Genomic DNA, 11,531 nt, shown 5'->3' with positions numbered 1-11,531 from the left:
AATCAGACTCAACCTGTAGAGGTTGAGTTTTTTTATTGCCAAAAAAGCTGCAACAGCCAAACACCGAAGGTGAGCCCGGCGCATAAAACGAAGTCTTCATTTTATCTAAGGAACTCAAAATATACGATACGACATCTCCGAGCAGTGCAAGGACCACCAAGAAGGACAAGGAAACAAGGGAGCGAAAGAAGGAGCGTACTCTGTACGTAACGGAAAGAGCGAGCGTGGATGACATGGTCTTTCGCCGGTCATCTTGCTGCGAGAGATCTGCGATGATAGTTGGGGTGCTCCCTGTGAGAGTAGGATATCGCATCGTAAAAGAACCTAATCCATATAAGATTAGGTTTTTTTATTTGTAAGGAAGAAGACAGGAGGAAAATAACTTTCTTCACTCCTTTTCTTTTTTACTAAAACTCTAGTTTATTTCTAATTTCGTTCAGATAGGATTGGCTGATTGGTAACTCAGTCCCATCCTTCAATTTGATAATGAAATTAGAGGTAATATCCCTATAAATGCGTTGAATGAAATAAATATTAATGATGTAAGATCTATGAATACGTACAAAAATATCCGGCAGTCGTATTTGAAGTTCCTTTAATGTGACAGTCGTTTTATATTGTTCCCCTTGTCTATAAAACCATGTTTTTTTATGAAGACTCTCAATATGAGATATTTGTTCAATGGGAATGGGGCTCCATTCTTCATTTTGCTTTCCTGTTAGGAATCGATAGCTGCTAGGTGTACTTGTCTTAAAGCAAGGAGGTAGCACAATGATAAGGGCTCCTCGTATCCCATTTATCGAGATAGGATAACCAGCTGCATAATAAGGTGTTTCAAATAAAGAGCTGTCCATGAGAGCATCAACTTTTCTGTTTGTCTGCAATACTTTATAGGCCACGCTGTTAGGAGGTACTGGAGACCCTATCTTTAAGGAAACTTTATGGTGGCCGGATCTGAAGTAAACAAATGTATCTTTTACTGCTATGGCGATAGAGGCTTCCTCTGGAATCCAATCTTCTAATATAGCTTTGTACTGCTCAAGGATTCCTTCTTCAATATTGAAATTATCCGATATCATTTTTATGTATCCTCCCCTGTGTTAACTGTTTTTTCACATTTCATCCTTCATAAACCATATTTCGTCTTAATATTCTAACATTTTATCCAAAATTAGTGAAAATTAAATCATACTGTTATATATTAATTTACAACAAGTTGTTCTGTTATGGAACAGTGGTGCAGTTATTTTCCTAACAGAATTTCTATTTACTACAAATGGGAAGGTGGAAATTTATCATGTCAACACGACAAGAAAAAATTGAAACAATTAAAAAGGATTGGGCTGAAAATCCAAGATGGAAAGGCATTGAACGCTCATATTCAGCTGAGGAAGTAGTTAAGTTACAAGGATCAGTTGTAGTGGAACAAACATTAGCAAAACGCGGTGCAGCCCGTCTATGGAATTCTTTGCATGAGGAGCCGTTTATCAATGCACTAGGTGCGTTAACTGGTAATCAGGCAGTACAGCAAGTGAAAGCAGGCTTAAAAGCTATCTATCTATCGGGCTGGCAAGTAGCTGCAGATGCTAACCTTTCTGGTAATATGTATCCTGACCAATCTTTATATCCAGCTAACTCTGTACCCGCAGTAGTAAAAAGAATTAACCAGGCGCTTCAACGTGCTGACCAAATCGATCAAGCAGAAGGACGCGAAGGTTTTGATTGGTTTGCACCGATTGTGGCTGATGCAGAGGCAGGATTTGGTGGACCACTAAACGTATTTGAGCTTGTAAAAGGAATGATTGAAGCAGGCGCAGCAGGTGTTCACTTAGAAGACCAATTAGCTTCTGAGAAAAAGTGCGGTCATTTAGGTGGTAAAGTATTACTTCCAACTCAAAATGCAGTACGTAACTTAATTTCAGCTCGCCTTGCAGCAGATGTAATGGGCGTAGACACAATTTTAATCGCTCGTACAGACGCAGATGCAGCTGATATGGTAACTTCAGATATTGACCCGCGCGATGCAGAGTTCATTACTGGTGAACGTACACCGGAAGGCTTCTTCCGTACAAAGCCTGGAATTAAACAGGCAATCGCTCGTGGTTTAGCATATGCACCATACGCAGATTTAATCTGGTGTGAAACTTCAAAGCCTTCTCTTGAAGAAGCACGTGAATTTGCTGCAGCAATTCATGAGAAATTCCCAGGTAAAATGCTTGCTTATAACTGCTCACCGTCATTCAACTGGAAAGCAAATCTTTCAGAAGAAGAAATTGCAGAATATCAACGTGAACTAGGGAAATTAGGATACAAATTCCAATTTGTTACATTAGCTGGTTTCCACAGCTTAAATAAAGCAATGTTCGAATTAGCTGTAGAGTACAAAGACAATGGTATGGCTGCTTATTCAAAATTACAGCAAGCAGAATTTGCGCTTGAAGAAAAAGGCTATACAGCTACTCGTCACCAACGTGAAGTAGGTACTGGTTACTTTGACGAAGTATCACAAGTTATTTCGGGCGGTACTTCTTCAACAACAGCGATGGCGGGTTCTACTGAAACAGAACAATTTGTATAATATCATCTTTCCGGGCATCTCTCGTCATACAACAGGAGAAAAGACAAATACTAATTTAATACTGCATACCTGCATTCACTCTATGAGTGCAGATATGTATCAACATACACAAAGGTAGGGGATTTGGAGTATGAGTCAAGCCACAACAGGTAAGCTGAAAATCGTTGGGGAAATCACACCACAAGTAGAACAGGTGCTTACACCTGAAGCAATCGAGTTTTTAACACAGCTTCACGAAAAGTTTAATGACCGGCGCAAAGAGTTGCTTAAATTCCGTGCAGAACGCCAAAAGCGTTTAGATGCCGGAGAGAAGCTCGATTTTTTGCCAGAGACAAAGCATATCCGTGAAGGGGATTGGACAATTGCGCCGCTTCCGGAAGATTTACAGGACCGCCGAGTTGAAATTACAGGGCCTGTTGATCGAAAGATGGTCATCAATGCATTAAATTCCGGCGCAAAAATGTTCATGGCATGTTTTGAAGATGCCTCTTCACCAACATGGGAAAACATGATCAGCGGGCAAGTGAATTTATACGATGCAGTTCGCCGTAACATTGCTTACACAAATCCGGCCAATGGCAAGGAATATAAGCTCAACGAAGAGACAGCCGTATTACTAGTACGTCCTCGTGGATTGCATATGATAGAAAAAAATGTAACGGTAAATGACGAAGTGATGTCGGGTAGTCTATTTGACTTTGGCTTATACTTCTTTCATAACGCAAAAGAAGCTATTGCCCGTGGAACAGGTCCTTACTTCTACTTGCCTAAACTGGAAAGTCATTTAGAGGCCCGCTGGTGGAATGAAGTATTTGTATTCGCACAGGATTATATTGGTATTCCACAAGGAACGATTAAAGCAACAGTGTTAATCGAAACGGTCACGGCGGCGTTTGAAATGAACGAAATTTTATACGAACTTCGTGAGCATTCAAAAGGGTTGAACTGTGGACGCTGGGATTATATCTTTAGCTTTATCAAACGCTTGCGAAACCAGCCGGAAGTTGTACTGCCGGATCGGGGCCAAGTGACGATGACGGTTCCATTCATGCGTGCCTATACACAATTATGTGTTCAAACATGTCATAAACGCAATGCACCGGCAATGGGCGGTATGGCTGCTCAAATCCCTGTGAAAGGGGATGATGAAGCAAACGCTGCAGCATTCGCAAAAGTGGCGGAAGACAAACGCCGTGAAGCAACTGATGGTCATGATGGAACATGGGTAGCGCATCCTGGTATGGTCCAGACTGCTATGGAGCAATTTGATGCCATTATGAAGACACCAAACCAAATTGACAAGAAACGTGAGGATGTTTCTGTAACAGCGGATGACCTGCTGGCTATTCCGGAAGGGACAATTACAGAAGACGGTCTTCGGGTGAATTTAAATGTTGGGGTTCAATATATTGCATCGTGGTTACGCGGTCAAGGAGCAGCGCCAATTCATAACTTAATGGAGGATGCTGCCACAGCAGAAATCTCCCGGACACAGGTATGGCAATGGATCCGCCATCCAAAGGGAATCCTTGAGGATGGACGCAAAGTAACGATGGAGCTAGTGCTTCAAGTGCTGGAAGAAGAGCTTGCAAAAATTAAAGAAGCTGTTGGGGAACAGGCTTATGAAAGCGGTCGTTATGCTGAAGCGACTGAGCTATTCAAAACTTTAATTGAGCAGGATGAATTCGTGGAGTTCTTAACACTCCCTGGATATACAAAAATCAGCTGATTAATTGTTCGTTAGACATGAAAACTCTACTATTATAAGTTCGTCAAGGAAGCTCCTGCTCCAATTTTCACGGAGTTGGGCAGGGGTGGATTTTGAATATGGGCTTTGCCTCCCATAACATAGTGTATATAGCGTTCAAACAAGGGGTCTATTATAGAAGAATCATCGTAGGTTCTTATATAAAGGGGGAAAAATGTCTTTCTGGTCGTGATGGGGCTGGGAAGGCATTTTTTTATAATGACTATACTGGGGAATATAGGAAAAGTTCTATTGAAAAAATTTTCAGATAATAATAGTATGGGACTAGCAGGAAAGTATAGTTCAAGGAGGAGAGGGAATGAAAAATAAAGAGATTTTACTCGTACCGGGACCAACACCAGTGGCTGATGAAATTTATGAGGCATTAGCTATGGAGACACGCGGTCATACAGATCCACGCTTTGTTGCCATCTATAAGAGAGCGATTGAAAACACGAAGAAATTGTTTAATACTGACGGAGAAGTATTTATCATAGCTGGCTCTGGAACATTAGCAATGGAAATGGCCATCGTTAATACAGTAGCAGAAGGAGAGAAGCTGCTTGTCATCAGCCATGGCTACTTTGGTGACCGTTTTATTCCGCTGGGTGAAGCGTTTGGTATTGAAGTAGATGTATTACAGGCAGAGTGGGGTAGACGAGCAGATATAGCTGCTGTAAAAGAGAAGCTGGCAACAGGTGGTTATAAGGCAGTCACTGTGACACATGCAGATACTTCAACAGGGGTAGCTGCGGATTTAGAAGCATTAATCCCCCTTATTAAGGAAGCAGGAGCTTTAGCAATCGTAGATGGTGTTGTGGCGACAGCTGCTTTGCAGGAGGATATGGGCAAAGCTTATGGAGGAAATGAAAAATATAAAATTGATATTGTCTTGACAGGTTCGCAGAAAGCTATCGGGGTACCACCGGGCCTAGCCATTATAGCGTTTAGCCAGCAGGCACTTGCTGCAAGAGAAGCTCTTGGGAAGGTACGGGCATATTATGCGGATATTAAAAACTGGCGCCCGATTATGGAAAATCCGGCAAGCTATTTTGCAACGCCTCCTGTAAATCTTATTTATGCTTATGATAAAGCGCTTGAGATGGTCCTGGCTGAAGGAATGGAAAGACGTGAGCAGCGTCATCTATCGTATGGCCGGTCGGTACGTGCAGCCCTTCGCACATACGGGATGATGCCACTTGCTGATGAAACAGTTGCCGCTCCTACATTGAGCTGTATTCTCTACCCGGAAGGTATAGACGATGCGAAATTTAGAGGCAGTCTGGCGGCAAGAGGCATTATTGTAGCTGGTTCTTTAGCACATCTAGCAGGAAAGGCATTCCGTATTGGCCATATGGGAAATACAAAAGAAGAACAACTGGCTGAAGCGATTATGATCATCGGGGAAGCATTGCAAGAACAAGGGGTAAACGCAGATATACAGGAAGCTGTAAAAGTATTCAATGAAACACTCAAAGAGAGCAAAGCGGCTTTGTAAAAGCGAATTTGCTGTGCTTCCATGCGTGTAAAAGAGGAACCTCAGTTTATAAAGGGGCAGCCAGATAAGCAAATCCGGCTGCCTCTTCCTCCTACATATTCCATTCCTTAAAAGCCGGTATGCTTTATGCCATACAATTGAATTTTTGAGTTAGAATAGGTGTATGTCAATTCTTGAAAGGAAGAATGCTGCATGGGAGATATTATCGTACTTATACCAGCTCTAAACCCTCTGCAGTCGCTCTTACTGCTTGTCGAACAGCTGCGGTCAACAACGGTTAGGAAAATCCTTATTATTAATGATGGGAGCGATGAGAAATATGCCTCCATCTTTGAGGAGTTAAAACAACAGCCGCATTGTATTGTAATCGAGCATGAGCGAAATATGGGAAAGGGCCGTGCACTAAAAACAGGCTCTGAATATATTATCAAACATGGAAAAAAGATAGAGGGCTTACTTATAGTAGGGGCGCATGGACAACATACGTTTGAAGATGTGAAGCTCATGCTTGAATCAGCCAAGCTTTTTTCCGATGGCATTGTGCTGGGAGTGCGTCAATTTCGAACAAGGGAAATACCGGTGCTAAGCTTTTTAGGGAATCGTGCGGCTTCTATGCTGTTTGAAGTATTGTTTCATCATCGCCTGCTTGATATACAGAGCGGCCTTCGGTATATTCCGAAGCGTGAATTATTTTGGGTGCATAAAGTAGACGGGGAGCAGGCTGACTTTGATATCAATATGCTTGTGCAGGCTATTCAAAGAGCAGTTCCGATTTATGAAATTCCGATTGGGGAAGCCAGAGTAAGAAAGAACTCTATTATTCACTACGATGAACTCATTGGTGCTAAAGAAATGGTGCAGCAAGTATGGAAAACTTTTTTAACGAGTAAATCGACAAAGCGATGAAACCTTTTCTCATATGCAACGTACATATTATTGAGTGCTACAGGGTTACCAATCATCCTTGCAGGGAATGAATAAACTGTAGTACTTATTTTTTTACTTAGGAGGCATTTGCATGGACGACAAACAATCAATGGAGCAAATGATTGCAGGTAAGGAAAAACACTTTTCAGACGAAGGATTTTTTCACACAGTAAAAAAGTATGGAACGAAAATGGGCTATAAAGGCTTGCATGCGGCGGCAACATTATATACAGCACTAAAAAGTCCGAATATGTCAAAGGCCAATAAAATGATTATTCTAGGGGCGCTCGGTTATTTTATTTTCCCTTTTGATGTAGTAGCTGACCTCCTGCCAGTTGTGGGGTTATCAGATGATGTAGTCGTCATGACGGCTGCGCTAACAAAGGTATTTATGAGCATTGATGATGAAATGAAGGAAGAAGCCCATACATTACTGAAGAAAACATTGGGCGATCGTTATAATTATAATGAGTTAGAAGCTGAAAGTGTAGAATAGGACAAGATTCCGCGGAAAAGCGGAATCTTTTTATTTAGATAAAAAATACGGTATCGTAAAAGAAAAGGCGAGAAAGGGATAAAAAATATGGAATATACAGATCCGGTAAAAAACCGTGTGAAAAGAATAGAAGGACAGCTGCGTGGTGTTCTAAAAATGATGGAAGATGGAAAGGATTGTAAGGATGTTGTGACGCAATTATCAGCAGTGCGCTCAGCAGTAGACCGCACAATCGGTGTTATCGTCAGCGAAAATTTAGTAGAATGTGTGCGTAATGCAGAAGGGATTGAAGGCAGGGTGGACGAAATGATTAAAGAGGCGGTCAACCTTGTTGTAAAGAGCCGTTAATAGATTGGGGAGAGATGTATGTTAAAGCGAATAACGTTTCTAGTTATTTTAGTTGTGTTTGCCAAGCCGGTGTATGATGAAGCATCAAAATTTTTGACTGACCGTGTCCCAGCTGAAAACGTTACCGTAGAGACGGCTGAGCCTATCAAAGCAGAACGTACATCAGATCAACAGCTTATAGAGACAGCAAATCAGACAGAACAAATCGCACAAGCAACCAAACCAGCAAAAGTAGAAAATGTGGAACAATTGGCAGAAGCATTTTTTTATCATTTCAGCAGACTGGATACAGAATTTACAATCGAATATCGAGGGAGTACGGCGGAAATCGAGCGTCTGTTGACAAAAGCTACAGAAGAAGCAGCTCAGCGTGACACGTATATTGCGGGGCATTTGTCAAATCGCGAAATGGAATATGAATACAGTAAAACAAAGGCAACTATTCGAGTGAAGCAAAGCTACCTGACAAATCTCCAACAGGAAAAGGCAGTAGAATCTATGGTAGATTCGATTGTCTCTACAGCCCAACCGGAGGAAATGACAGATTTTGAAAAAGTGAAATTTGTAAATGACTATATTGTCAAGAATACCGAATATAGCGAGGAATCCATTGCCAGTTCCCATAGCGCCTATGCCGTTGCCTATGAAGGAAAAGGAGTGTGCCAGGGCTATGCATTATTTGCTCAGAAATTACTGGAGGCCCTGGGAATGGAATCAATGTATGTGGTAGGGGAGGTCTATACAGGGGGGCATGCATGGAATCTGGTGAAGGTAGATGGAGAATGGTATCATCTCGATACGACATGGAATGACCCTGTTCCTGACCGCGGGAATGGTGTTCGCTATGATTACTTCCTTTTGAATGATCGTGATATGAGAGTGGACCATTCATGGGAGGCAGCAGCTTATCCAAAAGCCGAAAGCTCCACATACAGCTTCATGCATGTCGTACAAGATAGCTATGAATTTGGGGACGATATTTATTTCAGCCATTCTGAAGATGAAAACAAGCTTTATAAGCTGAATAAGACGACTGGTAAAATGACGAAAGTAGCAGATGTCCGGGCTCTTTATATTGTAGGCGCAGGGGATTGGCTATATTTCAGCAACTATTCAAAAGGAGCCTATTTATCAAAAATCCGGATGGATGGTACAGAGCTCACAACCCTTTTTAAAGAAGAAGTAAAAGACCTGTTCATTGAAGGGGATTATGTTTATTTTACGGCGGAAAGCGGAGCTAAAAAAGTCGCAATTGAAGGTAACATCTGAAAAGTTTTTTGAGACGAACTTTTAAAACAAGAAGGCTGCATTTCGGACGATGAAAAAGCTACGCTGTTTTAGTGAATATGTAGTAAAAGAGCCGTGTAGAAAGTAAAACTTTCTACACGGCTCTGTTTTTGTATTGACTAGTTACTTATATTTTTCATTACTTTCGGTGACTGTCAGCTTCACTTATTTATCAGTCTGAGAAATATGTGTGACCCGTTTTACAATATATTCAATGGGCTTTTCCTCGCAAAGCTTGAATTGAACTGACGGGAAGGCTTTCGCCAATTTACTTGTAAATAAATCATAAATAACAGGAGTATTTTTCAAGACACCGCCGTTTATATAAAATGGATGCGTTTCTCCACTATACCTTATTTTTTGTAAGGCTGCTGTTGCAAGCAAGGCAAGCTCTTCAGCAGCCTTTTCCGCAATCTCTCTAGCAGCTTCATCCCCTTGTTCTACTGCCTCCTGAAGATAGGTGCTGAGGCAGGCGAGCCGGGCATTTGTATAGTCTGCCCTATACAGCCAGTTCATCAGGGAATCTATACCGTCTAAATCATTTGCTTGAAGAACAAGTTCAGTCAGTTTGGTTGGTGCAGTACGACCATCTGCAGCACGGAAGATAGCCTTTGCTATTTGCCTTCCAATCCAATATCCGCTTCCTTCATCCCCTGCCCGATGCCCCCAGCCGCCAGTACGAACCACTTTCTCCCCATCATAGCTGAAGCATACTGATCCTGTTCCTGAAATGAGGAGGGAGGCAGGCTGTCTTTGTGCTAACCCCAGCAGTGCCGCTTCTACATCATTTTCGATGACGAGCTTTTTGATGGTAAGGGCTGAATGCTGGAGACTGGTCTCCACTAGATTTCGAATGACTTTGGCATCTTCATCCGTATCCATACCGGCTATTGCAAACACAGCAGCGGTTATCTCACGGATGGAAACCGCTTTTTGTGCATCGTTCAGCAATGCTTCAAATAGCTCGATGACACGCCCCTGTCCGACTGCCTGATAATTTGATCCAGTAGATGTCTTGGTAAACAGCTCCCGTCCATCTTCTGTCCTGATGGTCATCGTTGTTTTTGTTGCGCCGCCATCGACTGCTAATAGGATTTTTCTCAATTAGTATCCCATCCTTGTAAAATTGCTTCCAGTCTTTGTTCAGCTGCTATAATAGCCTCTTTCTTGTCTTTCACCCATTCTAGTAAAGTAGAGGAGTCTCTTTCAGCAATTCTTAAGGAGCGTCTCATTGTTTCAGGAGCAGGTCCTCCAAGCAATGTCCGTACCTGTACAAAATATTCGGGCTTTAATGCATTGTAAAAGTCCTTTTTAGAAATATGAAGCGGTTTTTTCGTTACCTCCACCGCTTTTTCATTGGCGATTTCCCATGTCAGTTTTTCGAGAGACTCTTCACCGGATTCCATTAATGTCCGGACACATTTACTGACAATGCTATGCGACTGGCGGAACGAAATTTTTTCGGAACGGACAAGTGTATCGGCCAGCTCCGTTACATTGGCAAAGCTGTTCCTTGCCCGCTCCAGTAAGCTTTCCTTATTGACATTCATCGTAAGGACAAGACTGCCAAACAGCTTATAAATGCCGATAAGACGATCCATTGCCCGCCATAAAAATGGCTGCATGTCATCTTCCGTATCGACAATATCACCAAATGGCGTATTATGAATCATCTGCAGGACGGTTCCCGTATCACCTACGACCGAGGAGAGAAGAGAGCGGGTATGCTCAATTGATACCGGATTGCGCTTCTGAGGCATGATAGAGCTGACTTGAACGTAAGGACTTGCAAGACGGAATGTGTTAAACTCCTGTGTTGCCCATAAGAGGAAGTCCTGAGAGGTACGCCCAAGATTAAGAGCTGCTAATTGGATGACACTGGCCGCTTCCGCGATATAATCAGCACCCGCTACAGCATCCCATGCATTTTCAATAAGTCCATCAAAGGCAAGAAGTTCCTGCATACGCTCACGGCTGATACGGAATCCTGTTGTCGTAAGAGCAGCAGCACCCATACTGCTTTTATTAATAGTACTGAAGGCAGCCTGCATGCGGTGAAAATCACGTGTCAGCTGATTGATCACAGCCTTCAGATAATGGGCGAATGTAGTAGGCTGTGCCTGCTGTGTATGGGTATAGCCGATCATAATAGTATCGACGTGCTCCTCGGCAAAGGCAATGAGGGAAGCTCGGAGCTGCAGGAGCTCCTCCATGACGGACAGAAGCTTTTTCCGTAGTGTCATGCGATAAATGGCAATCCCCATATCATTTCTGCTTCTTGCGATATGCAAATTACCCGCTATATCCCCACCGAGCTCAATTAATTTATCTTCAATGCGGAAAAACAAATCCTCAAATTGCGGACTGTAATCTCCGGTTTTAAAATATTCCAAATCCAGCTTTTTCAGTGCCTTGCCAATTTTCTTTGCATCCTCTGCTGTTACCAGCTTTTGCTCCTCCAGCATTTTTAGATGCGCAATATGAATCTGTATCATAGATGTTAAAAACCGCTGCTTTGCCTCATTATAGGCGGGCTGCAGAACCATTTGACGATAGCTGTTCGACGGGAAATTGGTACCTTCTACTTCATTAATATGATTTTTATAATCCTGAAAAAACATAACCTCATCTTCCTCCATTAAATGCTGGT

General features: G+C 42.4%; 10 protein-coding genes. 7 read left to right on the top strand and 3 right to left on the bottom strand.

The window, feature by feature from the left end; all coding sequences use genetic code 11:
- Nucleotides 1-407: 407 nt before the first annotated feature.
- Nucleotides 408-1,079 (bottom strand): LytTR family DNA-binding domain-containing protein, encoded by a 672-nt coding sequence (locus tag BOD01S_RS20530; RefSeq protein ID WP_036151468.1) that lies wholly within the window; start codon nucleotides 1,077-1,079, stop codon nucleotides 408-410.
- A gap of 218 nt (nucleotides 1,080-1,297) precedes the next feature.
- Between BOD01S_RS20530 and aceA the strand changes: the two genes are divergently transcribed.
- The 7 genes from aceA to BOD01S_RS20490 all read left to right on the top strand — a co-directional run bounded on the left by aceA (nucleotide 1,298) and on the right by BOD01S_RS20490 (nucleotide 8,863).
- Entirely contained in the window at nucleotides 1,298-2,578 is a 1,281-nt protein-coding gene (aceA, locus tag BOD01S_RS20525; protein ID WP_036151470.1) for an isocitrate lyase, read from the top strand.
- Between the two features lie 130 nt (nucleotides 2,579-2,708).
- Nucleotides 2,709-4,307: a malate synthase A gene (gene aceB / locus BOD01S_RS20520; protein WP_036151472.1), complete on the top strand. Its 1,599-nt coding sequence runs from the start codon at nucleotides 2,709-2,711 to the stop codon at nucleotides 4,305-4,307.
- Nucleotides 4,308-4,644: 337 nt separating this feature from the next.
- Nucleotides 4,645-5,823 (top strand): pyridoxal-phosphate-dependent aminotransferase family protein, encoded by a 1,179-nt coding sequence (locus tag BOD01S_RS20510; protein WP_036151476.1) that lies wholly within the window; start codon nucleotides 4,645-4,647, stop codon nucleotides 5,821-5,823.
- A gap of 192 nt (nucleotides 5,824-6,015) precedes the next feature.
- The gene (locus tag BOD01S_RS20505; RefSeq protein WP_036151478.1) at nucleotides 6,016-6,729 is read left to right on the top strand and encodes a glycosyltransferase; all 714 of its coding nucleotides are present in this window, start codon (nucleotides 6,016-6,018) and stop codon (nucleotides 6,727-6,729) included.
- Nucleotides 6,730-6,841: 112 nt separating this feature from the next.
- Nucleotides 6,842-7,246, top strand: a complete 405-nt coding sequence (locus BOD01S_RS20500; protein WP_036151480.1) for a YkvA family protein — start codon at nucleotides 6,842-6,844, stop codon at nucleotides 7,244-7,246.
- A gap of 87 nt (nucleotides 7,247-7,333) precedes the next feature.
- Entirely contained in the window at nucleotides 7,334-7,594 is a 261-nt protein-coding gene (locus tag BOD01S_RS20495; RefSeq protein WP_036151483.1) for a metal-sensitive transcriptional regulator, read from the top strand.
- 18 nt (nucleotides 7,595-7,612) lie between these two features.
- Nucleotides 7,613-8,863: a DUF5050 domain-containing protein gene (locus BOD01S_RS20490; RefSeq protein WP_036151485.1), complete on the top strand. Its 1,251-nt coding sequence runs from the start codon at nucleotides 7,613-7,615 to the stop codon at nucleotides 8,861-8,863.
- A 183-nt stretch (nucleotides 8,864-9,046) separates the two neighbouring features.
- On the opposite strand, the gene BOD01S_RS20485 is transcribed toward BOD01S_RS20490, so the two are convergent.
- Together BOD01S_RS20485 and argH are read right to left on the bottom strand one after the other, a co-directional pair.
- Entirely contained in the window at nucleotides 9,047-9,985 is a 939-nt protein-coding gene (locus BOD01S_RS20485) for an N-acetylglucosamine kinase (protein ID WP_036151488.1), read from the bottom strand.
- The gene (argH, locus tag BOD01S_RS20480) at nucleotides 9,982-11,502 is read right to left on the bottom strand and encodes an argininosuccinate lyase (RefSeq protein WP_036151491.1); all 1,521 of its coding nucleotides are present in this window, start codon (nucleotides 11,500-11,502) and stop codon (nucleotides 9,982-9,984) included. Before argH ends, BOD01S_RS20485 begins: the two co-directional genes overlap by 4 nt.
- Nucleotides 11,503-11,531: the final 29 nt, after the last annotated feature.

The organism is Lysinibacillus odysseyi 34hs-1 = NBRC 100172, assembly GCF_001591965.1.
GTDB lineage: Bacteria > Bacillota > Bacilli > Bacillales_A > Planococcaceae > Lysinibacillus_B > Lysinibacillus_B odysseyi.
Note: the sequence above shows the minus strand (reverse complement) of the source record. Positions and strands in the feature narration are given on the sequence as shown.